The organism is Robiginitalea aurantiaca (assembly GCF_030380815.1).
Taxonomy (GTDB): domain Bacteria; phylum Bacteroidota; class Bacteroidia; order Flavobacteriales; family Flavobacteriaceae; genus Robiginitalea; species Robiginitalea aurantiaca.
This window is the reverse complement of sequence record NZ_JAUDUY010000002.1, coordinates 208,584-233,413: the sequence shown is the minus strand read 5'-3', so window position 1 is coordinate 233,413 and position 24,830 is coordinate 208,584. Positions and strand designations below refer to the sequence as shown.

Annotated in this window: 26 protein-coding genes and 1 tRNA gene; 12 read left to right on the top strand and 15 right to left on the bottom strand. The window is 48.4% G+C overall.

What is annotated here, in order from left to right; genetic code table 11:
* The first annotated feature begins 56 nt into the window (after positions 1-56).
* Genes QU605_RS04585 through QU605_RS04575 form a run of 3 tightly spaced genes read left to right on the top strand, consistent with a single transcriptional unit; the run spans position 57 to position 3,696 of the window.
* Positions 57-2,330: an aconitate hydratase gene (locus tag QU605_RS04585; RefSeq protein WP_289724100.1), complete on the top strand. Its 2,274-nt coding sequence runs from the start codon at positions 57-59 to the stop codon at positions 2,328-2,330.
* A gap of 56 nt (positions 2,331-2,386) precedes the next feature.
* Positions 2,387-2,959, top strand: coding sequence for a TlpA family protein disulfide reductase (locus tag QU605_RS04580; RefSeq protein WP_289724099.1), 573 nt, complete (start codon positions 2,387-2,389; stop codon positions 2,957-2,959).
* Between the two features lie 2 nt (positions 2,960-2,961).
* Entirely contained in the window at positions 2,962-3,696 is a 735-nt protein-coding gene (locus QU605_RS04575) for a DUF3291 domain-containing protein (protein ID WP_289724098.1), read from the top strand.
* Here QU605_RS04575 and QU605_RS04570 read toward each other — a convergent pair.
* The 8 genes from QU605_RS04570 to QU605_RS04535 form a co-directional block, all read right to left on the bottom strand.
* On the bottom strand, positions 3,671-4,321 hold the full coding sequence (locus QU605_RS04570) for a carotenoid biosynthesis protein (protein WP_289724097.1): 651 nt from the start codon (positions 4,319-4,321) through the stop codon (positions 3,671-3,673). The genes QU605_RS04575 and QU605_RS04570 overlap by 26 nt on opposite strands.
* Entirely contained in the window at positions 4,318-5,784 is a 1,467-nt protein-coding gene (gene crtD / locus QU605_RS04565; RefSeq protein ID WP_289724096.1) for a 1-hydroxycarotenoid 3,4-desaturase CrtD, read from the bottom strand. Before crtD ends, QU605_RS04570 begins: the two co-directional genes overlap by 4 nt.
* Positions 5,785-5,790: 6 nt before the next feature.
* A complete protein-coding gene (locus QU605_RS04560; RefSeq protein WP_289724095.1) occupies positions 5,791-6,240 on the bottom strand; it encodes a sterol desaturase family protein in 450 nt (149 codons plus the stop codon).
* Between the two features lie 3 nt (positions 6,241-6,243).
* Entirely contained in the window at positions 6,244-7,083 is an 840-nt protein-coding gene (locus QU605_RS04555; RefSeq protein WP_289724094.1) for a phytoene/squalene synthase family protein, read from the bottom strand.
* 2 nt (positions 7,084-7,085) lie between these two features.
* Complete coding sequence (gene crtID, locus QU605_RS04550; protein WP_289724093.1) at positions 7,086-8,549, bottom strand: bifunctional phytoene desaturase/3,4-desaturase; 1,464 nt, start codon at positions 8,547-8,549, stop codon at positions 7,086-7,088.
* A gap of 26 nt (positions 8,550-8,575) precedes the next feature.
* Complete coding sequence (locus QU605_RS04545; protein WP_289724092.1) at positions 8,576-9,475, bottom strand: MerR family transcriptional regulator; 900 nt, start codon at positions 9,473-9,475, stop codon at positions 8,576-8,578.
* Positions 9,476-9,624: 149 nt separating this feature from the next.
* Positions 9,625-10,875, bottom strand: a complete 1,251-nt coding sequence (locus QU605_RS04540; protein ID WP_289724091.1) for an NAD(P)/FAD-dependent oxidoreductase — start codon at positions 10,873-10,875, stop codon at positions 9,625-9,627.
* A gap of 294 nt (positions 10,876-11,169) precedes the next feature.
* Positions 11,170-11,252: transfer RNA gene (locus QU605_RS04535), tRNA-Leu, on the bottom strand.
* A gap of 157 nt (positions 11,253-11,409) precedes the next feature.
* On the opposite strand from QU605_RS04535, the gene QU605_RS04530 reads away from it, so the two are divergent.
* The 3 genes from QU605_RS04530 (at position 11,410) to QU605_RS04520 (ending at position 13,445) form a co-directional block, all read left to right on the top strand.
* Positions 11,410-12,186: a sulfite exporter TauE/SafE family protein gene (locus tag QU605_RS04530; RefSeq protein ID WP_353655874.1), complete on the top strand. Its 777-nt coding sequence runs from the start codon at positions 11,410-11,412 to the stop codon at positions 12,184-12,186.
* Positions 12,187-12,253: 67 nt separating this feature from the next.
* Complete coding sequence (locus QU605_RS04525; RefSeq protein ID WP_289724089.1) at positions 12,254-13,150, top strand: J domain-containing protein; 897 nt, start codon at positions 12,254-12,256, stop codon at positions 13,148-13,150.
* Positions 13,151-13,154: 4 nt separating this feature from the next.
* Positions 13,155-13,445, top strand: coding sequence for a chaperone modulator CbpM (locus tag QU605_RS04520; protein ID WP_289724088.1), 291 nt, complete (start codon positions 13,155-13,157; stop codon positions 13,443-13,445).
* 10 nt (positions 13,446-13,455) lie between these two features.
* On the opposite strand, the gene QU605_RS04515 is transcribed toward QU605_RS04520, so the two are convergent.
* The 4 genes from QU605_RS04515 to trxA are packed head-to-tail and all read right to left on the bottom strand — an operon-like array spanning position 13,456 to position 16,872.
* The gene (locus tag QU605_RS04515; RefSeq protein WP_289724087.1) at positions 13,456-14,136 is read right to left on the bottom strand and encodes an ABC transporter ATP-binding protein; all 681 of its coding nucleotides are present in this window, start codon (positions 14,134-14,136) and stop codon (positions 13,456-13,458) included.
* 9 nt (positions 14,137-14,145) lie between these two features.
* Positions 14,146-15,408, bottom strand: a complete 1,263-nt coding sequence (locus tag QU605_RS04510) for an ABC transporter permease (RefSeq protein ID WP_289724086.1) — start codon at positions 15,406-15,408, stop codon at positions 14,146-14,148.
* The gene (locus QU605_RS04505) at positions 15,408-16,526 is read right to left on the bottom strand and encodes an efflux RND transporter periplasmic adaptor subunit (RefSeq protein WP_289724085.1); all 1,119 of its coding nucleotides are present in this window, start codon (positions 16,524-16,526) and stop codon (positions 15,408-15,410) included. Before QU605_RS04505 ends, QU605_RS04510 begins: the two co-directional genes overlap by 1 nt.
* A 40-nt stretch (positions 16,527-16,566) precedes the next feature.
* Positions 16,567-16,872: a thioredoxin gene (gene trxA / locus QU605_RS04500; RefSeq protein WP_289724084.1), complete on the bottom strand. Its 306-nt coding sequence runs from the start codon at positions 16,870-16,872 to the stop codon at positions 16,567-16,569.
* A 116-nt stretch (positions 16,873-16,988) separates the two neighbouring features.
* Here trxA and QU605_RS04495 point away from each other — a divergent pair, with 116 nt between their 5' ends.
* The 6 genes from QU605_RS04495 (at position 16,989) to QU605_RS04470 (ending at position 21,589) form a co-directional block, all read left to right on the top strand.
* Positions 16,989-17,843, top strand: a complete 855-nt coding sequence (locus QU605_RS04495) for a universal stress protein (RefSeq protein ID WP_289724083.1) — start codon at positions 16,989-16,991, stop codon at positions 17,841-17,843.
* A 42-nt stretch (positions 17,844-17,885) separates the two neighbouring features.
* The gene (locus QU605_RS04490) at positions 17,886-18,290 is read left to right on the top strand and encodes a hypothetical protein (protein WP_289724082.1); all 405 of its coding nucleotides are present in this window, start codon (positions 17,886-17,888) and stop codon (positions 18,288-18,290) included.
* A gap of 25 nt (positions 18,291-18,315) precedes the next feature.
* Entirely contained in the window at positions 18,316-19,167 is an 852-nt protein-coding gene (locus QU605_RS04485; protein WP_289724081.1) for a restriction endonuclease, read from the top strand.
* On the top strand, positions 19,164-20,531 hold the full coding sequence (locus tag QU605_RS04480) for an MBL fold metallo-hydrolase RNA specificity domain-containing protein (protein WP_289724080.1): 1,368 nt from the start codon (positions 19,164-19,166) through the stop codon (positions 20,529-20,531). The genes QU605_RS04485 and QU605_RS04480 overlap by 4 nt, the downstream gene beginning before the upstream one ends.
* A gap of 73 nt (positions 20,532-20,604) precedes the next feature.
* Positions 20,605-20,892, top strand: coding sequence for a hypothetical protein (locus tag QU605_RS04475; RefSeq protein ID WP_289724079.1), 288 nt, complete (start codon positions 20,605-20,607; stop codon positions 20,890-20,892).
* The gene (locus tag QU605_RS04470; protein WP_289724078.1) at positions 20,867-21,589 is read left to right on the top strand and encodes a hypothetical protein; all 723 of its coding nucleotides are present in this window, start codon (positions 20,867-20,869) and stop codon (positions 21,587-21,589) included. The genes QU605_RS04475 and QU605_RS04470 overlap by 26 nt, the downstream gene beginning before the upstream one ends.
* A 6-nt stretch (positions 21,590-21,595) precedes the next feature.
* Here the strand turns inward: QU605_RS04470 and cls are convergent, their stop codons facing one another.
* The 3 genes from cls to QU605_RS04455 form a co-directional block, all read right to left on the bottom strand.
* On the bottom strand, positions 21,596-22,996 hold the full coding sequence (cls, locus tag QU605_RS04465) for a cardiolipin synthase (RefSeq protein WP_289724077.1): 1,401 nt from the start codon (positions 22,994-22,996) through the stop codon (positions 21,596-21,598).
* Between the two features lie 24 nt (positions 22,997-23,020).
* Positions 23,021-23,743: an energy transducer TonB gene (locus tag QU605_RS04460; RefSeq protein ID WP_289724076.1), complete on the bottom strand. Its 723-nt coding sequence runs from the start codon at positions 23,741-23,743 to the stop codon at positions 23,021-23,023.
* Positions 23,744-23,850: 107 nt separating this feature from the next.
* Positions 23,851-24,816, bottom strand: coding sequence for a sodium-dependent bicarbonate transport family permease (locus tag QU605_RS04455; RefSeq protein ID WP_289724075.1), 966 nt, complete (start codon positions 24,814-24,816; stop codon positions 23,851-23,853).
* Between the last annotated feature and the right edge of the window lie 14 nt (positions 24,817-24,830).

The window sequence follows — 24,830 nt, the reverse complement described above, 5'->3', positions numbered from 1 at the left end:
TACCCTTTCATTTTAGTACTTTTGATAGCGATACAAACCCAGAAATCCCAAAGACAATGGCATTCGATATTGAGATGATCAAAGAGGTTTACTCCCGATTCCCGGCACGTGTGGATAAAGCGCGGGAATTGACTGGAAAACCCTTAACTCTTTCAGAGAAAATCCTTTATTCTCATCTTTGGGATGGTACGCCTGACCGCGTTTTTCAGAGGGGAAAGGACTATGTCGATTTTGCACCGGATCGGGTGGCCTGTCAGGATGCTACGGCACAAATGGCATTGCTGCAGTTTATGCATGCCGGTAAGCCTCAGGTGGCGGTACCTACGACTGTGCATTGCGATCACCTCATTCAGGCAAAGGTGGGCGCAACTGCCGATTTAAAGCGGGCTAATGAGACCAGTAACGAGGTTTTCGACTTCCTCGAATCTGTCTCCAACAAATACGGTATTGGCTTTTGGAAGCCAGGTGCGGGAATCATCCATCAGGTAGTGCTCGAAAATTATGCCTTTCCGGGCGGAATGATGATTGGTACAGATTCCCATACGGTTAACGCCGGGGGACTTGGAATGGTCGCCATAGGTGTGGGCGGAGCGGATGCAGTTGATGTCATGGCCGGGATGGCCTGGGAACTGAAATTCCCGAAATTGATCGGGGTAAAGCTTACCGGGGCCTTGAGTGGATGGACTGCTCCGAAGGATGTGATTCTCAAAGTGGCCGATATCCTTACGGTCAAAGGGGGAACCGGAGCGATTATTGAATATTTTGGAGAGGGTGCTACTTCCATGTCCTGTACAGGGAAAGGCACTATATGCAATATGGGGGCAGAAGTTGGAGCGACGACTTCTACTTTCGGATATGACGCTTCAATGGACCGGTATCTGAGAGCCACGGGTCGGGCTGATGTTGCAGATGCCGCCAACGCAGTGGCCTCATACCTGACTGCGGACCCGGAAGTATACGCAGACCCGGAGTCCTATTTTGACCAGGTGATTGAAATTGATTTGAATACCCTGGAACCCCACCTGAACGGGCCATTTACTCCGGACCTTTCAACGCCTATCTCAAAAATGTCTGAGGTTGCGAAGGAGAACGACTGGCCCCTGCGGGTAGAAGTAGGCCTTATCGGTTCCTGTACAAATTCCTCTTACGAAGATATCTCCAGAGCGGCATCCCTTGCCAAACAAGTAGCGGATAAAAAGCTGAAGACAAAAGCCGATTTCACCATTACCCCGGGTTCCGAACAGGTCCGGTATACCATCGAACGCGATGGCTTTATCGATACCTTCAATAATATTGGGGCAACGGTTTTCGCCAATGCATGTGGTCCCTGTATCGGGATGTGGGATCGCTATGGAGACAAGGCCGCGAATGGCCCTAGAAACACAATCGTACATTCATTTAACCGGAATTTTGCGAAACGCGCGGATGGGAATCCGAATACGCTGGCCTTTGTGGGATCCCCTGAATTGGTCACTGCTATTGCCATCGCAGGACGTCTGGATTTTAACCCACTAACCGATACCCTTATCAATGAGGATGGGGAGGAAGTCCGCCTGGATGAACCCAGGGGATACGAATTGCCTCCGGAAGGCTTTGCGGTAGAGGATGCGGGGTATATCCCACCGAACGAAGATGGCAGCAGTGTAGAGGTTGTCGTGGCATCCGATTCGGAGCGCCTTCAGTTGCTCGATCCATTTGAGCCCATCAAGCCTGAGTCCCTGCAGGGGATGAAGCTATTGATCAAAGCTTTCGGAAAGTGTACAACAGATCATATATCTATGGCAGGACCCTGGCTTCGATTCAGGGGTCACCTCGATAATATTTCCAATAATACGCTTATCGGCGCGGTCAATGCCTTTAATATGAAAACGAATTTTGTCAAGAATCAATTGACAGGTGAATACGGGGGCGTACCGGATACACAACGGGCCTACAAGGCAGCGGGCATTAAAACCATAGTTGTAGGGGACCATAATTACGGAGAGGGCTCTTCCAGGGAACATGCGGCCATGCAGCCCAGACACCTGGGTGTTGCTGCTGTCCTGGTTAAGTCTTTTGCCAGGATTCACGAGACTAACCTGAAGAAACAGGGAATGCTGGCCCTTACGTTTAATAATGAGGGGGATTACGACCTGATTCAGGAGGATGACACTTTTAATTTTGTGGACATCGAGTCCTTTGCTCCTGGCAAACCCCTGACTATTGAAGTGGTTCATGCCGATGGGAGTCGGGACAATGTCGTGGCCAACCACACCTATAATCAGGCTCAGATTCAATGGTTCCACGAGGGCTCGGCCCTTAACCTGATCAAAAAGCAAAGCGCTTCATAATTCATATCAGAAGAACCCTGCCTTGAGCAGGGTTTTTTATAGTTCCTGACCCAGACATGAAACTCCGTAAAAAGACGCTTCTTAATATCGTACTGATTCTCTTTGTAGTGTCTTTTTTTGTGACTCCCCTCGGACACTATTCAAAGGTGGGGCTTATGCAATTGTTCTCCTTCAGTCCCCATATTGTGGACTCTTCTAAGCGCCAAACACTCTCTTTCTACAACTGGACGCTTAAAGACCCCAATTGGGAGTTTTTTAATTTTGAACGTTCCAGGGGTAAAGTGATCCTGATCGATTTCTGGGCATCCTGGCGTTTGCCCAGCCTCCCCGAACTCAAATCGATACAAGGGCTTTACGAGGACTACGGAGACCGGGTGGACTTCTATATTGTCACCAACGAGGAGAAGCCACCGGTAGAAGCTTTTATGCAGGAATACGGATTTACATTTCCGGTGACCTATCTCTTCGCAGAAAGCGATAGCCCTTTACCCTCCGTGGAACCCCCGCGGTCCTATCTTATAGATCAGCAGGGATATATCGTTATAGACCAGTCCGGAATGGCTGACTGGAATACGTCAAAGGTTCGGGCATTACTCGATACCCTATTGGAAAACCCCCAGAATGATTAGGCATGCCTCCAATTACGACCTTGACCTTGTTTCGATTCAAGGGATGGCGCAGGAAATTTTGGGCCCTTTCCCAAATGGGGCGAGCCCCGGGCAGGCTTAAAGAGGTCAGGGGTTTGCGCTTTTTCAAATTGCTTGGAACCGGGGCCGAGGGATTTTCAACAAAGCCTGACTGGTCTGTTTACGGTCTGCTGCAGGTCTGGGACGGAACCCTGGCAGCGGAGGCATTTTTCAATACCCACACGCAGTTTCAACGCTACAGGCTCAATTCGGAGGAATACCTCACCCTCTATATGCGTCCCTTGCGATCTATGGGGCGCTGGAATGGCATAAATCCATTTGAGACAGACGGTAAACCCCGGGTGGAAAACGCTCCTTTGGCTGTAATCACCCGGGCTACGATTCGCAGAAAATACCTTCGTTCATTCTGGAAACACGTTCCGGCTTCCCAGCACCCGCTAAAGGGAAAGAGTGGGCTGATTTATGCCAAGGGTATCGGGGAAACCCCTTTTGTCGACATGGCCACTTTTAGCTTGTGGACCGATGAGGAGGCGATGAAAGCCTATGCCTATGGAACAGAGGCACATCAGAAGGTCATCCGCAGAACGCGGGAACTCGGATGGTACAAGGAAGAGCTTTTCGCTAGGTTTCAGCCTTACCGGGTTCTGGGAAGCTGGGGCGATATTCCAAATTTAGAGACCTTTCGGGATATGCTCAAGAAAGCAAATACAAGCCTATAAAAAAGACGAATTGGGCGCTGAGCAGGTGAATCGAAAATAACCGGTCTCCTTTGATGCCTATCTTTTCATAACCCCAGAGAAAAAGTACGGAGAGAATAAACCAGCAGGTGTAATTCCACAAGGGGGGTGTTCCTCCCTCAAAGGTCCAGAAATCCAGTCTTGGAGCCATACCTTCCATAAAAAAGTCCAACCCGACCAAAAGCAGAGACCCAAAAAGAATGCGAGCTCCTTTAGGCAGAGGTAAATCACTGCTGACACAACCACTGCAAAAACTAAGCAAGGCCCAGTTAATCCCTATGAGATAGGGGATTCCATCCAACTTGGGACCTAAATTCCCGCCGTAATGGTACGATCCGAAAAGCAGACCTGTATGCACGCCAATCCATTCTGCCGCAATACCAGAGGCGCAAATAAATGCGAATAGCAAAACCTTCCGCCTTGTATTTAGTGGAAAGATCCAGATAAAGAGCAGGGTCATAAGCAGGAGGTTGAGCGGCGTTTTGGTTACAAACCATTCGGAATGTCCAGATAATATCCCGATCAGCCCGCTGAGGTGCAGCAACCAAATCAGAAAAATCCCTAGGGGCAGCTTGTACCGTTCACTTATGGAGGTGCTGTGAGTCATGGGTTCTTTATGGTGTTGCTGATGATTTTGGCAGAGAGCAGTGCGAGCGGTATCCCGCCTCCCGGATGTACGGAACCCCCTGCGAAATACAAATTTTTTATGCGTTGGCTGAAATTGGGATGGCGCAGGAAGGCAGCAAATTTATTGTTGCTTGCCGCTCCATATAAGGCACCTCTGTAGGAACTCGTGCGGGCGGCAATACCTGCCGGGGTGAGTACTTGTTCCACCTGTATATGGTCCGCAATGGATACCTTGAGGTTCCGACTGAGTTTGGCCAGGATGGCTTGGCGTCCCTGAGCCACCAGCCTATCCCAATCCTGACCGTAATCTCCCGGCGCATTGATCATGACAAACCAGTTTTCCCCTCCGCCGGGAGCGTCCTCTGAGTTCTCTTTGGCGGTTATATTTATATAGACCGTAGGGTCGTCAAACAGTGTTTTTTCTTCGAAGATTTTTTTGAACTCTCCGGGATAATCCCCGCTGAAAAAAATATTGTGTAAATCGAGATTTGGGAATTCCCTGTTCATTCCCCAATAAAAAATAAGGGCCGAACTGGAGCGTTCCTGAGAGAGGATGCGCTCCGGCGCCTTGAGGTCCGGAAGCAATTTCCGATATGTCGGATAGATATCCATATTCGACACGACCACCTCGGCCGGATAGTCCACCTGACCAACGCGAATCCCAGTGGCCCTGCCATTGGTTGTGAGAATACGTGAGACGGGCGAATTAAAGGAAAAGGAGACACCAATTGACTTTGCCAGTTCGTAAAGGCTCATGGGAATGCGGTGCATGCCTCCTTCCGGATAGTAGGTTCCAATTCCCATTTCCAGATGGGGAATCATGGACATTATTCCCGGGGTTTTATACGGGTTAGAACCGTTGTAAGTGGCATACCGGTTGAAGAGCTGCACAAGTTTGGGATTTGTAAACGCGGCCTTGTTCAGCCTATCGAGACTCGTAAAGATACCCAGGCCGCTTGCCGACAGCAGGGCCCTAAGGGTCTTTGTGGAGCTGTAGGTCTTTAGTTTGTGCAGGCTCTGTTCTAAAAATAGGGGAGCGGTCAGCTCGTATTTTTTCTGATTTTTTTTCAGATAGGCAAAAATGTCCTGTTCATTTTCACCAAATGTCCGGGCGGCTTCACGGACAAATCTGGAAGTATCGGCTGGGGCAAAAAATTGGGTACCATCTTCCCAGAAATAATGACAGAGGACCTGCTTTCTCAAATACTGAAAATGATTTTTCGGATCTACCCCGCATAATTGGAAGAGTTCATCGACCAGGTGTGGGAGCGTGAAAAGGGACGGCCCAAGATCAAATCTGTAGCCCTGATACGTTTCGGCGTGCATCTTACCGCCTGCATAGGAATTCGCTTCGAAAACGGAAACCTCATAACCTTTTGCCCTCAGCCGTATAGCGGACGCAAGGCCTGCGATACCAGACCCTACAATACAAGCGCGAGCCATTGATGGTTATTTCTTAAAGTATTTGAAGGGGACAAAGAGCATTCCAAAACATTCCCCCTCTTCTTTTCCGAGGTGCTTGTGATGGATCTTATGGGCTCTTCGGATACCTCTGGCATACCAGTTATTGGCATTCCTGAAGAGTTTGAATCGCTGGTGGATAAAAATATCATGCACCATAAAGTAGGCGATTCCATAAGCCAGAATACCAAATCCAATAGGGTAGCCCTGCCAGAACGAAGTATTGGCCGCGGTCATTAAAAATGACATGCTGACTACGGCATAAAAAATAAAAAAGGCATCGTTCCGTTCAAACCAGGAATCGTGGTCTTTGTGGTGATGATCCCGGTGCAGGGACCAAAGGAAACCATGCATGATGTACTTATGGGTAAACCACGCCATAAATTCCATAAAGCAGAAGGTGCCGATAAATATTCCGATCCAGAGTAGTACTTGCATAACTTATACCAAATTTAAACGATATCTGACATATGAACGGGCAAGTAAGCCCACTTTTTGATAATTCGGTACCCGAACCCTTGAATTTTTTATTTCCAGGGAAGGTAGCCTTCGCAATTTATTAAGCAATTTAGAATAGTATCGATAAGCCATATACACCCCGAATTTAGATTCTCCGGGGAGTTTGAGGATTCCCTCATACCCTTTGGCAAAATCCGCTTCGATTTCGGCTACAATTGCGGCTTTAGAGACTTCGTCCAGCTCCAGGAGATTGGTGTTTGGAAAGTACGTCCGCTCCAGGCCATCAAAATCAGCTTTCAGGTCCCTGAGGAAATTCACTTTTTGAAAGGCTGAGCCCAGGGCCATCGCAGACTCTTTGAGTTCCTCATATCGGTCCCGGTCGCCTTTGACGAAAACACAGAGGCACATCAAACCGACGACATCCGCGGAACCGTAAATATATTCCCGGTACTCATCCTCGGTTTTGTATTCCTTTTTGTGAAGGTCCATCCGCATACTTTTCATAAAGGATGCGACCAAATGATGAGGAATGCCGTATTTGTGATAGGTGTGTTGAAATGAATTGAGAATAGGGTTCAGGCTAATGCCATGGGAGAGGGCGTACTCAAGGTCGGCCTCAAAACCGTTCAAGAGCACCTCTTTGTCGAAGTCGTGGAATGAATCGACGATCTCGTCAGCAAATCGCACAAAACCATAAATATTGTAAATGTCCTGGCGAATGCTGTTGGAGAGCATTTTGGTCGCCAGTGAGAATGACGTACTGTAGCGGTTGGTCACCAGCTGGCTGCACGAATCAGACACCGAATCAAAAAGAGCTTTCATACTCAGGCTTTGTTTTGTTGGTCGATCAGCTCAGAGACCAATTTACCGGAAATCAGGGATGGGGGAACACCCGGCCCGGGCACGGTTAATTGTCCTGTGAAGAACAAATTCTTAACTTTCTTACTCTCCAGACCGGGCCTCAGAAAGGCGGTCTGCAATAAGGTGTTTGCCATGCCGTATGCATTTCCTTTAAAGGAGTTATATCGACTGACAAAATCATTAACACAAAAATCCTCTTTAAATATAATACTATTTCGAACTGTTTGTCCGGTTCTTTTCTCCAGACGGTTTAAAAGTACTTCAAAATATGAATCTCGCAATGCCTGCGTATCTTCAATACCCGGCGCGAGTGGCATGAGAAAAAATCCGGCTTCCTTGCCTTCAGGTGCCATTCCGGGGTCTGTTACCGAAGGAAAATTAGCGTAGAACAAGGGGTCTTCCGGCCATTCAGGTGTGTCGTAGATGGCCCTGGCATGTTTGTCAAAGTCGGTATCAAAGAAGAGGTTATGATGCCGTACTCCTTTGATTTTTTTGTCAAACCCGACGTAAAAAAGAAGGGAAGAAGGTGCAAAAGTTCGTGTATTCCAGTACGACTCCGAATATTGCCTGTCCGAATTGGGAAGCAGGCTTTCGGTGTGGTGGTAATCCGCCCCGCTAAGGACAATGTCCGCCGTTATGGCCTCACCCCCAATTTGAATTCCTGTAGCTGCGCCCCCGGATAGGAGTATTTCTTCCACGGCTGCGTTTGTTCGAAAGGTCACGCCAAGCGATGCTGCCAGGTCGGTCATCGCCTTAACAACCTCGTACATGCCACCTTTTGGGTGCCAGGTCCCCAGGCCAAAGTCAGCATAATTCATAAAGCTGTAAAAGGAGGGCGTTTTGGAGGGTTTTGCCCCCAGGAACAAAACGGGAAACTCCAGTATGGAAACTAATTTTGGATTTTTAAATTCTTTTCGAACATCCTTGCTGATGGTGCTGAAAAATTGCCCCACACGTTTGATGGTATCGGCAGACACAAGCTCCAGGGGAGATTTTCCAGGTTTGTAAACCATCTTATTGATGGCTATGTCGTAATTATCGGCTGCCTTGGCAATAAACTTTTTAAGGGGTTTGGAACTCCCTGCTTCTATGCGCTCGAATTCCTGACAAATCTGTTCCATTGAGTCCCCAATGGTTACGACATCATCTTCAAAGATGATTTGGTAGGCCGGGCTGAGTTTCTCCAGTTGGTAGTAGTCTGAACTGCTTTTACCAAAATCGTTGAAGAACTTCTCAAAAATATCAGGCATCCAGTACCAACTGGGCCCCATGTCGAAAGTAAATCCATCCCGGATCAATTGAGAGGCCCTTCCCCCCAATTGTTCATTTTTTTCGTAAACCGTGACCTCGTATCCGGCCCTGGCCAGGTAACAGGAAGCGGACAGGCCCGCAAACCCAGATCCGATTATGGCAATCTTTTTACGCATAGTTTTAACGGGCTCCCCAGAAGGAATCAAAGCTGTTTCAACATTTGTTCAATGGAGTGGTAGACCGAAATATTTTCAGGCAGGTTATCCGCCGAAGCGTGTTCCGTTTGTCTCCCAAGCACCCAGAGCTGACTTTTAATTTCAGAATGTAATTTTTCCCTGAAATCCTCGAAGTACTGACCGAGATCATCTTTAGTGGGAATAACGGTAAAGTAAGAAACAAAAATCGGATCCTCGTAATAATTCTTTAAATCCACCAAACTTTCCAAAGGGATGGTTTGTCCGAGGTATATGGTTTTATAGCCTCTCAGAACCAATTCATAATTCACAAACAACAAGCCTATTTCGTGAATCTCGTTTTCCGGAAGGAACAAAACAAACACCTTGTCCGTATTTGAAGGTTCCAGAGACTGGAGTTTTTCAGTACTGGTATTGATTTTTTGTTTAATCAGGTGGGTGATGAAATGTTCGTGAGCAGGACCTATGGTATCGGACTGCCAAAGCAAACCGAGCTCGTGTAACAGGGGCATAAAAACTTCCCAGAATATTTCGCGAAAAGACCTTTCTGCCAAGAGGCCCGAGTATGTTTTCTGGAAGAGGGACTGGTCAAAGTTTATCATCGAAAGCTTGAACGCATTGATCGCATGACTCTTGACGCTGTTCTGGGCGACAATCTCACGCACCTGCTGAGAAATCTGGCCTTCCGGAAGATCTGCAATTTTAGAAATCTTATACCCGTTGTTGTAGAGCAGGGTGACGTTGAGTAATTTTTGAAGACTTTGCAGGCTGTAGGTTCGAATATTTGTCTGGGTGCGTTCCGGTTTCAGGAGCCCGTATCGCTTTTCCCAAATCCTTATGGTGTGCGCCTTAATTCCGGTCAAATTTTCCAAATCCCGAATGCCGAAGGATTTTTTAACACTGTTCATCTTTTCATTTTAAAACTTAAACAAAAGTATCAAAAATATAAAGACCCGGCCTTTAGGAATCGTTAAAATTATCCATACATCCTTAATTCACTGTAAAACACAGGACCTGTATTCAGAGAATACGGGATTCGTCCGAATTTGAAGTTCAGTTAAAATTTGCGCTCCGGCTGAAAAGGATCCAGGGACATTGAAGGTTGGGATCCCGAGATGAGTTCTGTAATGAGTTTTCCTGTAACAGGGCCGAGGCTCCACCCCATCATAGCGTGCCCGGTCGCCAGACTCAGGTTCTTCCAGGCCTGAACCCGCCCGATATAGGGAAGTCCATCCGGAGTCACGGGTCTGAGACCACATGCGGCAGCCTGTAATTCTTTGGGCTCCACACGCAGTTCGTCATAGTATTGCTCTGTCAGGCGGGCTATGGCCTCTACGCGGTTCTTCCGTATGTCGTTGTTGATCCCTGAGAGTTCCATAGTCCCGGCCAGCCGGGTAAACCCATCCATTGGGGTAATGGCCACCTTGGCCTCCATCAGGACTGCCGGGATGCGCACAGGGGTAGGTCTGGAAAGATCGATCCGATAACCTTTACCTGCCTGCAGAGGCAGTCTGATTCCAAGTTGTTTGCCCAGTAACGGGCTCCATGCCCCTGAGGCCAGTACGACCTCATCTGCCTTGAAGTATCCTTTAGAGGTTTCCACTCCCTTTAAAATGGCTCCACTGGACCTGAAAGCGGTTACCTCCGTCTTGGTGTGGATTTCTACCCCGGCATTGGGTAGAAACGACTTAAACCTTTCCATGATCTGGTTTGGGGTCGTGTGGGCATCGCACTGATAGTGGATGGCTCCCTGTATTTCCCGATTCAATCCCGGTTGCATTTTACCCAGCTCCTCCAGGGATAGTTCCCGGGCCTCCAGGCCCAGGTCAAGGGCACGTTTCATAACCTCCAGTTCCTCACGCCCCATCTGCTCGGACTTGAAAAGCATGAGCAAGCCCTTTTTTTCCAGTTGAAAATCCCCCAGGTCCCCACTTTGGTGGATTTCTTCATAGAGCGCTTTGCTCAAAACATTGATCTCGGCGATTACAGGAATGGCCTTGGCCACATTTTTGGGTGTGGAAGCTCTGTGAAAGTACCATGCCCATTTAAGAAAATCCGAATCCAGCCGGGGTTTGAGGTAAAAAGGACTGCTGCTGTTAAACATCCATTTCAGTCCTTTGGCCATTACACCCGGGGCGGCAAGCGGTATAATATGACTTGGGGTCAAATAACCGGCGTTCACATAGGAGGCCCCCCCGTTCATCTCGGATTTATCCAGAACTACGACCTGATGCCCGGCTTTGTGAAGATAATAGGCCGTATTCAGACCCATTATCCCTCCGCCGATGACGACTACATTTTTAGACATTTCTATTGTGAAAAATTAAAGCTAAATGTACGGATTCAGTTTGAAATGCGGCCCGGTTCAAAACTTAAGATTCTTCGGATCGGGGGGCATTGTTTCACAAAAGTTCTCTTACCGTCCCAGGTACTCAGGGCGAGGTGTAAATGCGGGGACTTAACAGCGGCGCTCTGGTAATGCGAACGCTTCGCCGGCGGTGGCGGTACATTACTGCGATGCATCATAACGTGGGGCCGAAAGTGTCTGGGGCGGTTCTGAAAAAGAAAACCCCGCTCTTCAGAGCAGGGTTTACACTTTAAGTGACCACGACTGGAGTCGAACCAGCACGTCCGTAGGACACTACCCCCTCAAGGTAGCGCGTCTACCAATTCCGCCACGTGGCCGTAATTAGCGGGACAAATATAACCCCCTTTTTCGTACTGGTACAAACCTCAGGGAAGAAAATTTAAATCCCGGGCCGGATCCTGTAGCTAGCTGACCAAAATCAGTTGGCATTAATACGGGTGGAGGTACCTTTAAATCAAAGAAAAAAGCATGTTAATGCGGTACCTGCCATGGTTTATCATCCTGGCTTTGGTTGCGGAGATATTGGGGACCGTTGGAGGATTCGGATCCTCGGTTTATTTTGTTCCCGTCGCCAGCTATTTTATGGATTTCCAGAGCGTGTTAGGGGTTACGGCCCTTTTTCATCTGTCCAGCAACGTGACCAAGATCGGGTTCTTCAGAAAGGGTATCGACAGGCATTTGCTATTGTATCTGGGGATACCCGCCGTGGTCTTCGTGGTTCTCGGGGGGGTTCTGAGCAGGTTTGCGAATCCCAGGTATCTTGGGCTTTCACTGGGGATTTTCCTGATTGCTTTTAGTGTGTTGTTCCTGGTCCATAAGACCCTCAGGATCCGGGCAACCAAAAAAAACGCCATAACCGGGGGAGTGGTTTCAGGCCTGATGGCCGGTTTGCTGGGTACCGGAGGTGCTATCCGTGGCGCTACCATGGCTGCCTTCAGACTTAAAAAAGACATTTTTATAGCCACTTCTGCTACCATTGACCTGGGCATAGACCTCAGCCGGTCCGTGGTCTATTTTTATAACGGGTATGTACACCAGCACGATCTATACCTGATCCCTATCCTGATTGTTGTCAGCCTAGTGGGCACCTATGCAGGAAAGCGCATCCTTGAGAAGATTTCCCAGAAGAAGTTTCAGCAAAACGTACTACTTTTATTGTTGTTCATTGGTTTGATAACCTTGGTAGTCCATCTGTTCGGCCTTCAAATAGACCCCGGTGGGTCAGCAGGGGAGGTTGCACTGGGAAGTTGAAACTGGGAACAGCAGGTGGCAGACAGCCCCGATTCAGACTTTTTAAAACTAACTGCGATACGCATTTATGGATTTTATCGATTACTACAACGTACTGGGAATACCTTCCACTGCAACGGCCAAGGAAATAAAGGCTGCCTACCGGAAGATGGCCCGGAAGTACCACCCGGACCTGAACCCGAACGATTCGAATGCAGAACTGAAATTCAAACAGGCCAATGAGGCGCACGAAGTCCTCAGCGACCCGGAGAAGCGGAAAAAATACGACCAGTATGGGAAAGACTGGATGCACGCCGAAGAATTCGAAAAGGCCAGGAAATCCAGGGGCCCTTCAGGGGATGCCGGTCAGTACACCTATTCCACCGGGCAGGAAGGGGACTTTTCTGATTTCTTTGAATCGATGTTTGGAGGGTTCACCTCCGGCCGAAGCGGACAGGGCAGGGGAAGAGGGTTCAAAGGGCAGGACTACAATGCCAACCTTCAACTCGATCTCAGAGATGCATTTAAAACCCATAAACGAACCCTTACGGTCGGCGATCGGAATATCCGGATAACGATTCCCGCCGGGATAGAAGATGGACAAACGATTCGGATAAAGGGATATGGAGGCCCCGGGATCAACGGAGGCCCCAAAGGAGATCTCTACCTTACTTTTGAGATTCGGAATACAACCGGATTTCGGAGGGACGGATCCAATCTGTACAAATCGGTTGCTGTGCCGCTAACCACAGCCGTTCTTGGGGGCGATCTTACGGTGGACACCTTCGATGGCAAGGCTAAGTTAAAAGTAAAGCCGCTTAGCCAGAACAATACCCGGGTGAAGCTCACGGGCAAGGGATTCCCAAAATATAAAAAGGAAGGGGAGTTCGGGAACTTGTTTATTACCTACGAGGTCACCCTGCCCAGGCACCTCACAGAGGAACAGAAACGGCTTTTTGAATCGCTTAAGGCCACAAATCTCTAACTTTATGAATGTGAAAAAATATATACGCATCACGGATTTTTGCAAGGGTCACGCCCTGGAAGAGTCTTTTTTGGTTTCACTTCACGAAATAGAACTCATCGATATTCGGGAGGTGGAATCCGAACGTGTGATCCCAAAAAGGGACCTTCGCAGGTTGGAAAGACTCGTACGACTTCACAGGGATTTGGAGATCAGTCCGCAGGGACTCCTGGCAGTTGACCACCTGCTCAACAGGATGGAGGTGCTTCAGGAAGAGGTGCTTGAATTGCGTCGTCGCCTCAATCGATGGGAGTAATCCACAGGACTTAATTCCCGTTGATAATCCGGCCGTCTTCCATTTCCAGAATGCGGTCAGTTCTGTGGGCAAAATCCTGGTCATGGGTTACGACCAAAAGGGAAAGGCCTTCTTCTTCCCTAAGCTGTTTAAAAATCTGAAATACATTTTCCGAATTATAACTGTCCAGATTTCCTGTGGGCTCGTCCCCCATTAGGATAGCGGGATTATTGATCAGTGCACGCGCAATAGCTACCCGCTGTTTTTCACCCCCTGAAATCCGGGACGCCCTTTTTAGGGCCAGTTTATCGATATGGAGCATCCGCAGTTTTTCCATGGCGTCGTAACGAATTTCTTCGACCGATTTTACGCCGAGTTTCAAAGCGGGCAACATAACGTTATCCAAAACTGTAAATTCCAGCAAGAGGTAATGGAACTGAAAGACGAAACCGATATACTCATTTCTGAGACTGGCGAGATGCTTATAGGAACTTCCTGTAATGAGATCACCCTTAAGGTAAAGGGATCCTTCATAGTCCGTATCCATGGTGGAGAGAATATAGAGCAGGGTAGATTTTCCCGACCCCGATTTGCCTATGATACTGGTAAACTGCCCCTCGGGAAGCACAAAACTAATATCTTTCAGCACGTGGTATTCCACGGGCTTCCGAAAGAATTTGTCGATATTTCTGGCCTCCAGAACTGCGCTCATAACCTGGTTTTAATTTCCGCGAATGATCTGTACGGGATCGATTTTTTTAGCCTTCGCTGAAGGCAGGTATCCCGCAACAAAGGTCGAAAGCAGGGCAAAGGTAATCCCGATCACGTAATACAAGGGATTGTGATTCACCGGAAAAGTATCGATCGTGGGCAAAGCTTCGGTTTCAAAGGGCAGGGAATCGATCAGATGGCTGAGGCCAAAGCCCAGAATCAGACCTGATAACCCGCCGATCAGCCCGATTAAAAGTGCCTGGCTCATAAAAATATTCTGTACGTCCAACCCGGAAAAACCGGTAGCTTTAAGGATGGCGATATCATTCATTTTTTCATAGATCAGCATATTGAGGATGTTATAGATCCCAAATCCTGCGACAATCAGCAGGGTAATGGATACGGCATAGGTGATCAGATTACGAATGGTGGTTCCGGTTTCAAACTGGGCGTTGGCATCCTGAATATCCCGCGCTTTAACCTTGTACTGGGCCTGCAGCTGCCTGGCCATTGCGGGGGCCTGGCGGATATCGGAAAGTTTGATGTGAATGTCGGTAATATAGTTGGAGGCTTCCCCCATAATGCGTTGGGCAGTCTCAAGATTGACAAGGCTCTGTGTATTGTCGATATCGGCCAGGCCACTTTGATAAATCCCTACAATCCGCAGAGGGAATACAGTGCCTTCCGGGGTGCTTACCTGAACACGGTCCCCCATCCGCAATGACATTTTCTCTAAAAGACCAATGCCCAGGATGATCCCGTTGTCGGAATTCGAAAGGGCACTGGGGCTCCCGGCTATGATATAATCCCCGAGGTTTGAAATCCGCTCCTCCTCTAGAATATCCATTCCTACCAAAACGCCCCCCAGGTTTTGGGCGCCTGACAGGTAAAAGATTTGTGCCCGTAACTGAGGGGTGGCCCCGACCACGCCCTTGCTGGATTTGAGGTTTTTCAGGATGGGCTGGGCATTGTGTATTTTCAGTTGTCCTTTTTTGGGTTTAACCGAGCGAATCTGCAAAAGGTCATCACCAAAAAGGGCATACTGGTTTACCGGCTGTACCTCGCTGGGCTGTACCTCGTTATACAAATGGATATGCGGGGTTTGATTGAGGATCAAATCGTCCAGCATGGTATTGAGTCCCGTCATAAAACTGACCAGAGTGATGTATGCCCCAATTCCAAAGGTAACCCCCAGGGCTGCGGTCACAGTGGATTTCATCTTGGTCAGCAGATGCGTCCGTGCAATACTCAGGATGAGCGGCCATTGCTTCATTACCGGGGTCTTAAGAGTTCCGTAGAGACGTCAATTCCCTCTATAATTTCAATGCGATCCAGGGTTTCGAGGCCAGTAACCACTTTGCGTATTCCCCGGGTAGTGCGCACGCTGTCCTCTCCAATTAAAAAGCTTTTGGGTATGGTAAGCGCTCCCTTCCTTTGTCCGATGACAATATTGGCCTCCCCGGAAAGGCCGGGATACAGGATTTCCGGGGCACTTTCAAACTGGGCTTCCACCTTAAAGGTCTGTGAGCGTTCATCCTTCTGGGGATAAATCTTAACTATGCGGGTTTCAAAAATGGTGCTGGGGTACGCATCCAGACTAATAAGGGCCAGCTGCCCGGTTTTGATTTGCACAATGTCAACTTCATCCACAAGGAGTTCGGCCAGGAAAACATCCGGGCTGCCAATGAGTGCCAGGGGTTCATTCGGGAGGACTCCCTCCCCCGCCTCTTTGTAAAGGGCGTACACTTTACCGTCTATGGTACTGCGTACCGTATAGTCCGCCGCACTCACCAAACTGGACCTGTAGGTGTTCTGCGCCTGGATCATCTGAGTTTTCAGTTCTTTTTGAAGCCTGTTGTATTCACTGCGCAATTGCTGTAGCTGGTTTCGGGAACGTTCGTAGGCCAATTTGCGGTTTTCATAGGTAGAGAGGGACCCGATATTTTGGGACCACAGTTTTTCCTGTCGCCTGAAATTGACCGAATCGTCCCGAAAGGTGAGTTCCGCGGTTTGAATACGCACCTCCAGGTCCTTTAAGGGGGTGGAAGCCCCGGTGTAGTATTGTTCTGCCAGCTCCATTTGCAAGCGCGCATTTTCCGAAGTCAATCGGGGTGTGGCATCGGTGATATGGAGTAGGGGAGCCCCTGTACTGATCAAATTTCCTTCTTCGACGAGGTTTTGTTCCAAAATACCACTTACCGAAGCGTAGACTCGGTACATGCTGTCCGGCCAGATAGTTACCGAGGCATAGACCGATGAGGTAATGTTTTGTTTTTCCGGCAGGATGGACTCCTGGTCAGGCCCGCAGGATATGGTGAGACAGAGCAGGAATAACAAAAGTGTAAGCCCTTTTGCGGATGGCGATACGAACCTCAGTTGTGTTGATTTCATAGGATTATCAACTTAAAAAAAGCGTAATCTGTACGGGTAATCAGGATTCGAGCAGGGGTCGCAGTTCCTGAAGCAATGCATCTTTAGGCAAAACCCCGGATTTTCTCCATCGTATTTCCCCCCTTTTGAACAGAATCATGGTTGGTACGCCCCGAATCTGATACCGCCCTGCGATATTTGAATTGCTGTCCACATCGATCTTCACAATTTTGATGCGATCCCCCAATTCCTGCTTTACATCCTTCAGGATGGGAGTCAGCATTTTGCAGGGTGCGCACCAGTCTGCATAGAAATCGATAAGTACCGGTGTCTCGGATTGAATGATTTTGTTGAAAGAACCTTTCATAATACTTTAATATCAGTATAAAAGTAGACATTCCCAAAGAGCTTAAACAATGATGTAAGTCATATAGGTGCCCCGATGCTTTTTGTAAATTTAGGACGATAACTAAAATGACTACTATGGGGTTTCGAATTGCCATTCCAACTGATTTTTCTGAAAACGCCCTAAAGGCGACGCGTTTTGCTATGGAATTATTTGCCGGGGAGGAGTGCACCTTCTACCTCACACATACCTATACCCCCGCATTCTACAGGGCGGAGTATTTGCTGCACAGCCCTGGTCAGATCGGCCTTGGCGATTTCTACCAGGAGCGCGTGCTTAAAAAGCTGGAGAAACATAAAAAAATGCTGCTTCAGTATGCGGATAAAAAACATGAGTTTATGACCCATGCGGCCTTTAATTCACTTGCGGAGGAACTCAATGAAATGGGCAAAAAAGAAGTACTGGATTTGATTGTGATGGGCACACAGGGAGCCACGGGGGCTCGCGAGGTCCTCTTCGGCACCCATGCCGTTCAGGTTTTACACAAAGCGAGTTGTCCGGTGCTCGTCGTCCCGGAGGGAGCCGAAGTAAGCTCTATGGAACACCTCTTGTTTCCAACCGATTTTAAACCGGATTACGAAAAGTTGCCCCTGGAGGCCTTAAAATTTCTTTTGCGGAAACCCGGGGTATTTCTGCATGTGTTACACGCGTATACACAGGCAGATGCCAAACCTGAACGAGAGCGGGGCAAGGCACAGCTCACCGAGCTTCTGACTTCCTATACATGGGAAATGCACGAAACGGGAGAAGGGGATATCGTTGGGGCCATTAACCGGTTTGCAGAGCAAACCCCTGTTCAATTATTGATTCTAGTTCGAAATGAGCACACGTTCCTGGAAAACCTCCTGGTTACCCCATTGATTGACCAGATTGGGTTTTATACCCGAATCCCTTTTATGGTTATCCCGCCATCAGGGGTGCCACAGACATGAGTAACTGATTTATACCAAAAATAACTTCAAAAAATTATATCGATGAAACAGATAGGCGTATGGATGGATAAAAAGGAGGCCCACGTGGTTTCCGTTTCCGAGGGCAAGACTGAGATGAAAAACCTGGCTTCAGATCTTGAATTCTTTAACCCCAAGGGGGGGTCCCGGTCCAAGACCCGATGGGGTCCTCAACAGGTCGTACACGACAGCCGGTATACGGAGCGGGAAAATCACCAGCTCCGGGAGTATTACGACACGCTTGCCCGTGAATTAAAAGATGCAGAAGCGATTGTATTATATGGGCCGGCGGGCACCAAAGCAGACTTTAAAAAACGCCTGGATGAAGCCCATCCGGATATCGGAATGAAGGTACGCGATGTCCTGACAGCAGATAGCATGACCCCAAATCAGGTTAAAGCTCTTATCCTCGGATATTTTGAGTCCTAACATGGAATGATAAGGGCACTGATCTATGACCCGGAACCCAAAAATCGTCAAATCATCGGGGGAAGCGGTGCGCTTTTCGCCCCGAAAACTCAGGAAATCGCTCGTACATAGCGGAGCACCTCCAGAGGTGGTCGATACGATTGTCGAAACGGTAACCCGGGAAGCCTATGAGGGCATGCCTACCCATGAGATCTACAAACGGGCCTTTGCCCTGCTGAGGGATTACCGCGAGTCCTGTGCTTCCCGTTACAAATTGAAGAAGGCCATTTACGAACTCGGCCCGACAGGATTTCCTTTTGAACGCTTTATAAGCGCAGTGCTCAGCCACTCGGGTTACAGGACCGAGACCAACCGGGGCTACCGCGGCAAATGCGTGTCTCATGAAATTGACGTGGTGGCCACAAACGGGGAGGGAACCCGTCTTATCGAGTGTAAATTTCATTCAGACCGGGGAAAGAAATGCGACGTTAAGGTGCCGTTGTATATTCACTCAAGGTTTGAGGATATTATTCGCCGTGAACGGGCCGAAAAGGGGAGTCATTCGAAACTTAAACCGGGTTGGGTGGTCACCAATACGAGGTTTACCAGGGATGCGCAGAAATACGGGACCTGTGTGGGCCTCTATCTTTTGAGTTGGAATTACCCCACAAAAAACAGCCTTAAGCGGCGTATTGATCGCTCGGGCTTATACCCGATTACAGTGAGCCCCCTTTTAAGCGGCAAGGAAAAGCAATTACTCCTGGAACGGGGACTGGTACTTTGCAGGGAAGTCCTGAAAGCACCGTACCTGTTGGATCAGATTGGGATCTCAAAATCGCGCCAAAAACGAATCCTGACAGAGTTCCGACAACTGTGCAACACAAATTCCGGCCTATGAATGATCTGAAAATACATTTCTGGGGAGCTGCTGGCTGCGTTACGGGGTCTAAATTCCTGATTGAGACGCCTTCGGACTGTATCCTTGTGGATTGCGGGATGTTTCAGGGTCTAAAGGAAAAAAGAAAGCGCAACTGGGAACCCTGGCCAAGGCCGCCCTCTGAAATCCATCGTGTCCTGATAACCCACGGACACCTGGATCATGTAGGGATGCTTCCGCGTTTGGTAAGGGATGGGTTTAAAGGACCGATTTGCGGCACTTCACCAAGTCTGGAAATTGCCCGGATTGTCCTTGAGGACAGCGCCAAAATCCATATGGAAGAGGCCGAACGCGCAAGGGCAGAGGGCTATAGCCGTCATGAAGTCCCTATGCCCCTGTACACCCCTGAGGATGTTAAAGCCACTTTGGCGCTCTTTACTCCCGTACCCAAAGACCATTGGAAAACGGCCGGGGAAGATCTGAAATTTCGCTTTCGCTTCAATGGTCACATCCTTGGTGCGAGTTTTATTGAAATACAGCTTGCCGGAAAGCGTATAGTTTGTTCCGGAGATATTGGCAGGCCCCGCGATCCCCTTCTCGCCCCCCCGGAAAAACCAGGCCAGGCAGATATCCTTCTATTGGAAAGTACCTATGGCAACAAGAACCATCCGGATATAGACATCTCCTCAAGTCTGGAGGAACACATCAACGCCACAATCCATGAAAGAGGGGTTTGCATCATCCCGAGTTTTGCGGTAGAGCGCCTGCAAACTGTGATGTACCTCCTCTGGAAACTGGTTCGCACCAACAGGATTCCTCCGCTCCCCATTTACGTCGATAGCCCTATGGGAGAGAATGTTCTCGATCTTTTTGCACGATTTCCGCACTGGCATAAGTTACCCATGGAAGACTACAGGCAGATGCGGCGACAAATAGAAGTGATTACAGAATACAGGGATACCTGGAAGGCAATTGATGATCCTAGGCCCAAGGTTGTGGTAGCGGGAAGTGGGATGCTCTCCGGAGGGAGGGTTCTGACCTATCTGAGCCAATTACTGGATCGGGCAACAACACGAATTCTACTTGTGGGATATCAGGCAGAAGGAACCAGGGGCAGAAACTTACTCGAAGGGGCGCACGAACTCAAAATTTTCGGGAAATATATACCTGTGGCAGCCAATGTGATCCAATTGGACAGTTTATCTGCCCATGCAGACCAGGGAGAATTACTGGATTGGGTTTCGGATATCACCCAGGCACCTGAACATATTTTTCTGGTGCATGGAGAGCCTACGGCTCAGGATGCGTTGCGTGTAAAATTAGCGGATGACAAAGGGTGGAAGGTGCGCATTCCCGGGATCATGGAAACTGTTGAACTCGACTGATTTTTTTGCTGATGATAGTCATATCCAGAGCAGTTGAAAAATCGTAACTTAAACACATAAATACGCTTTTAACATGAATACAAAAGGCGCATCACCTCTGGAATCCGAGGGCAACCGGGACCGACTCCTTGCCATGGAGCGGGATCTGCAGTTCCTCTATTTCCTTGTAAAGGCCCCTGTATATCAGAAACAGAGGCCCAACCTGTATGAACGCCTCATGGAATACGCTGATCAGGCGGGAGAACTCGAGGAGGAACTGCGCCGGCTGGATTCGGGCAGTAAAGGGGAACTCGAAGTTTTCGAAAAAAAATGCAACCTGTGGAAATCTGGGCTTTATGAATTTCTGGAGAGTATTTTATAATGGCGTTTGGCAGGCGCGTAAAAACAACCTCATGAACATTGCCATAAAAAAGCATTCTGGTCTGATATACGCTTATATAGGGGTCCTGCTGTTGTTTTCCTGCGGATCTCTGAGAGAAGAATCGCAATATAAAAATCCCGAAACAGTCCTCTTCCACGCAAATAAAGTCCTTGTGGTTGGGATGGTCTCGGATTACGGGACACGGCTGCGTCTGGAAAGCCACTTAAAAGATGCCTTTGCAGAGCGGGGTGTTGAGGCTATGCGAAGTGTGGATCTTTTCGATGTGGCCTTTACGGCATCTGAACGTACTGAAGCGGAATTGGATAAGGTGGAGCAGCAACTGCTCGATAAGGATTTCGATGCGATTTTGTTTTCCAAGCGCATCGATTCGGATACGCGCTCACAGCTGAGTTCACAACTGGCCGAAATGGGCAGATCTTATGAACGCTTCAGTGAAGATTACCTGATTCATCAGGGAATCTATTACGATGAGGACAAGGACGCGAATCAAAAACACTACACTGCAGAAACCTCGCTTTACTGCATATGCACCGGAAAGGAACGGGAATTGATATGGCGCTCAGATGTCAGACTTCCCAAACGACGCAATTCAGCGGGCGTTATTGACAACTATGCGGACTGGCTGATTCAGAGACTGGAAGATCAGCAGCTCATCATCGGGCATGAATCCTTTTAGCAATCCTTAAAGCAGGGGGCTTATAACCCTTGCTGCACCTTCCGCCAATCGATGTGTCAGGGGTCTGGTGCTAAAATCTTCAAAGTTCAGTTCGATGCTTTTTTCACTATCCCTTTCGAAGTATTCCCGGAGTTCTACCGCCGTCGTTTTTTCGAAGACCACGGCATTGACCTCGTAGTTGTGCTGAAAACTTCGGTCATCCACATTCGCAGTGCCTATCGTGCACACCCGGTCATCCACGGTGATTATTTTACTGTGAAGAAAACCTTCAGGATATAGAAAAATACGAATACCGGACCGCAGGAACCGTTGAAAATAAGAGCGAACACAAAGATTCACCACGATACTATCTGATTTTGAGGATAAAAGCAACCTTACGTCCACACCGCTGAGGGCGGCCGTGTGAAGGGCGGTCATCAGGGCGTGGTTGGGGATGATATACGGATTGGTGATATAGACGTATTTTCGCGCACTGTTTATTAGGGTAAAATACAGTTTTTCCATTAGGGAAAAGTCATCGTTGGGCCCGCTGGCCAGAATTTGCATCCGGACGTTCCCAGGGAATTGGGACATTTCAGGGGGCTTTATTTCAAGCTGGTTTCCGCTTACCAGTTCCCAGTCATTGATAAATACTGTGTTGAGGTGATGTGCAGCACTTCCGCGGATCATCAGGTGCATATCGTGCCAAATCCCCAGGTTTTCGTCTCCTTTGAGGTATTTGTCCGAAATATTTATGCCCCCCGTAAACGCCGTTTCCCCGTCTACAACAATAATTTTCCTATGGTTTCGATAATTAAGGGAAGTGAGGAAGCGCCCGAAGCGGTACGGTAAAAAGTTGTAAACCTCAATACCGGCCTCCCTTAATTTTTGGAGGTATCCACGGCTGAGTGACAGACTGCCAATGCTGTCGTAGATGAGTCGGACTTCAACCCCTTCGGCTTCTTTCTGAACAAAGAGGTCCAGAAGGCGATCGGCAAGTTCCCCTTCCTCAAAGATGTAGTATTGAACGTGTATGGTTTCCCGCGCTTCCCTGAGGGCTTCGAAAATCCGTTTGAAGGTTTTTTCGCCGTCTTTCAGGAGTTCTACCTCATTATCGGTAGTAAGGGGGAAGCCCGTATTGCCAGCTATAAGTTTCGAAATTTGGCCCTCGCGTTTGGACAGGGGGGCTGTGTCCTGGGCAGGGACGGCAGGAGTAATTTCAGGTGCCCTGGGTTTTCTGGAGTATCGCTGCTGTTTTCGCTTGTTGCGGCCCAGCATTAAATACAACAGAATGCCTCCTACTGGGATGGTGAAGATGGCTAACAGCCAAGCCAATGTCTTCGAGGGTCGGATTCCATTCAGTAGGAGGCTAATAACTATCGCTATTGCGATAAGTATATAAAGTGCGATTCCTATTACAGTCCACACGTGGTATCGGGTTTTACCGACAAGTTACATCAATTTAAAATTAATTGGGATGCTATAGGGTACGCTCACATTTCTGTTTCGTTGTCTTCCTGGAATCATTTGTGGCAAAGCGGCTATAATACGCTGTGCTTCTTTTTCCAGGGAAGGGTCTGGACCGCGGCTTCTAATTTTGGTAATCTTGCCATCGCGGTCGATGACAAATTGTACAAATACCCTGCCTTCAATTCCAAGTTCCTCAGCTGTTTCGGGATACATGAAATTCTTCTGGACGTGTTCCTGCATTTTTTTGTTAAAACACTCCCGCTGATCGGCGGTTGTAAGGCCTTCACATCCGGGGAATACAGGGATTTCTTCAATTACTGCAAAGGGTACCTCGATATCTTCCTCTTCTTCTTCGACATCAATATCGGAAGCATCCAGATTAACGCTCGCAATTTCAGTATCCTGACTTATCTCTGTACTTTCTATAATGGTTTCCTCCACTTCTTCAGTATCCTCAATGACCTCGATGACTTCGGGGGCAGCAGGAGGGGGAGGGGGAGGGGTCGTACGAATCATTTCTGTTTGAGGGACATCCTCATCGAGAGATTCCGCGTCTACCAACATGACAATTTCTTCCTGAACACTGTCAAAGGTTTTGTACTCAAGTGCTCTCCAAGTCACAAAGAGCACGATAGCCAGGCCCATCACAAAATAGAGCCCGCTATTACGATTCAGATCGGCTTTAGGATTCTTTTTAACTTTCATGGCTGTTAAATTTTGGCTGTTAATACTAATTATATTAACAATTTACCTCCATTTAACCTTTTAAAATATGATATTCGTCATATTTGCCTTCTTTTATTAAGAATTCCTTAACTAAAGGTCTGAATCAGATACAGGTAAATAGGCATTCCCAGGGTGATATTGAAGGGGAATGTCAGGGCCAGAGCCATTGGAAGGTAGAGGCTCGGGTTCGCCTTGGGGACCGCCAGTCGCATGGCGGCTGGGACGGCGATGTAAGAGGCACTGGCAGCCAGGATCGCAAACAGGAATCGATTTCCGGGTTCTGTTATAAACGAAGCAGTGACCACAGCGGTAATGCACCCGTTGATCAGGGGGATCAGGATGGCAAACACAAGGGCGAACCATCCTTTTTTCACCAGGGCGGAGAGCTTCGCACCACTGGTGATCCCCATGTCGAGCAGAAAAACAGCCAGGAAACCTTTGAAAATATCGGTCGTAAAAGGCTTAATCCCCTCTGCCTGGTGGTCACTAGCAAGGAAGCCAATCACCAGGCTCCCAAGGATGAGCAGAACGCTCCCATTGGTTACGGAATGCCGGAAAACTTTGGGAAGCGGCAGCGCAAAACCGTTCTTTTTGTCGAAAATGGCGACGAGCAAGACACCTACTACAATAGAAGGCGCTTCCATAAGGGCCATAACAGCTACCATATGTCCCCCGTAACTGATCTGTTCAATTTCCAGAAAAGATATGGCCGTGACAAAAGTGACCGCACTGACCGAACCATAGGCAGCGGCTATAGCTCCTGAATTGGCTACATTAAAACGCCGTCGCAGTATGAAATAGGTATAGATAGGTACAAAAACGGCCAAAAAGATTCCGAAAAGTAAGGACCAGATTATTTCGGGGTCATAAGGGCTGTGCGCTAATTCCTGCCCCCCCTTAAAACCGATTGAGAACAAGAGGTATAAGGAGATGAACTTAGAGGAATTTGGCGGGATTTCCAGATCGCTTTTGAGCTGGACCGCAATGATTCCCAGAAAAAAGAACAGCAGGGCAGGGTTCGTCAGGTTGTCGACGAGCAGATGTAAATCCATACGGAAAGTCTTCG

Coding starts and splice junctions, on each gene's coding strand:
- QU605_RS04505 (WP_289724085.1), bottom strand. CDS start 16,526: ATGAAATCAACACAACTGAGGTTCGTATCGCCATCCGCAAAAGGGCTT.
- QU605_RS04480 (WP_289724080.1), top strand. CDS start 19,164: ATGAATGATCTGAAAATACATTTCTGGGGAGCTGCTGGCTGCGTTACG.
- QU605_RS04455 (WP_289724075.1), bottom strand. CDS start 24,816: ATGGATTTACATCTGCTCGTCGACAACCTGACGAACCCTGCCCTGCTG.
- trxA (WP_289724084.1), bottom strand. CDS start 16,872: ATGAAAGGTTCTTTCAACAAAATCATTCAATCCGAGACACCGGTACTT.
- QU605_RS04580 (WP_289724099.1), top strand. CDS start 2,387: ATGAAACTCCGTAAAAAGACGCTTCTTAATATCGTACTGATTCTCTTT.
- crtID (WP_289724093.1), bottom strand. CDS start 8,549: ATGCGTAAAAAGATTGCCATAATCGGATCTGGGTTTGCGGGCCTGTCC.
- QU605_RS04545 (WP_289724092.1), bottom strand. CDS start 9,475: ATGAACAGTGTTAAAAAATCCTTCGGCATTCGGGATTTGGAAAATTTG.
- QU605_RS04460 (WP_289724076.1), bottom strand. CDS start 23,743: ATGAAAGTTAAAAAGAATCCTAAAGCCGATCTGAATCGTAATAGCGGG.
- QU605_RS04470 (WP_289724078.1), top strand. CDS start 20,867: ATGAATTTCTGGAGAGTATTTTATAATGGCGTTTGGCAGGCGCGTAAA.
- QU605_RS04530 (WP_353655874.1), top strand. CDS start 11,410: ATGCGGTACCTGCCATGGTTTATCATCCTGGCTTTGGTTGCGGAGATA.
- QU605_RS04555 (WP_289724094.1), bottom strand. CDS start 7,083: ATGAAAGCTCTTTTTGATTCGGTGTCTGATTCGTGCAGCCAGCTGGTG.
- QU605_RS04540 (WP_289724091.1), bottom strand. CDS start 10,875: ATGTCTAAAAATGTAGTCGTCATCGGCGGAGGGATAATGGGTCTGAAT.
- QU605_RS04515 (WP_289724087.1), bottom strand. CDS start 14,136: ATGAGCGCAGTTCTGGAGGCCAGAAATATCGACAAATTCTTTCGGAAG.
- QU605_RS04475 (WP_289724079.1), top strand. CDS start 20,605: ATGAATACAAAAGGCGCATCACCTCTGGAATCCGAGGGCAACCGGGAC.
- QU605_RS04490 (WP_289724082.1), top strand. CDS start 17,886: ATGAAACAGATAGGCGTATGGATGGATAAAAAGGAGGCCCACGTGGTT.
- QU605_RS04570 (WP_289724097.1), bottom strand. CDS start 4,321: ATGACTCACAGCACCTCCATAAGTGAACGGTACAAGCTGCCCCTAGGG.
- QU605_RS04585 (WP_289724100.1), top strand. CDS start 57: ATGGCATTCGATATTGAGATGATCAAAGAGGTTTACTCCCGATTCCCG.
- QU605_RS04575 (WP_289724098.1), top strand. CDS start 2,962: ATGCCTCCAATTACGACCTTGACCTTGTTTCGATTCAAGGGATGGCGC.
- QU605_RS04560 (WP_289724095.1), bottom strand. CDS start 6,240: ATGCAAGTACTACTCTGGATCGGAATATTTATCGGCACCTTCTGCTTT.
- QU605_RS04520 (WP_289724088.1), top strand. CDS start 13,155: ATGAATGTGAAAAAATATATACGCATCACGGATTTTTGCAAGGGTCAC.
- QU605_RS04495 (WP_289724083.1), top strand. CDS start 16,989: ATGGGGTTTCGAATTGCCATTCCAACTGATTTTTCTGAAAACGCCCTA.
- QU605_RS04525 (WP_289724089.1), top strand. CDS start 12,254: ATGGATTTTATCGATTACTACAACGTACTGGGAATACCTTCCACTGCA.
- QU605_RS04510 (WP_289724086.1), bottom strand. CDS start 15,408: ATGAAGCAATGGCCGCTCATCCTGAGTATTGCACGGACGCATCTGCTG.
- QU605_RS04485 (WP_289724081.1), top strand. CDS start 18,316: ATGACCCGGAACCCAAAAATCGTCAAATCATCGGGGGAAGCGGTGCGC.
- crtD (WP_289724096.1), bottom strand. CDS start 5,784: ATGGCTCGCGCTTGTATTGTAGGGTCTGGTATCGCAGGCCTTGCGTCC.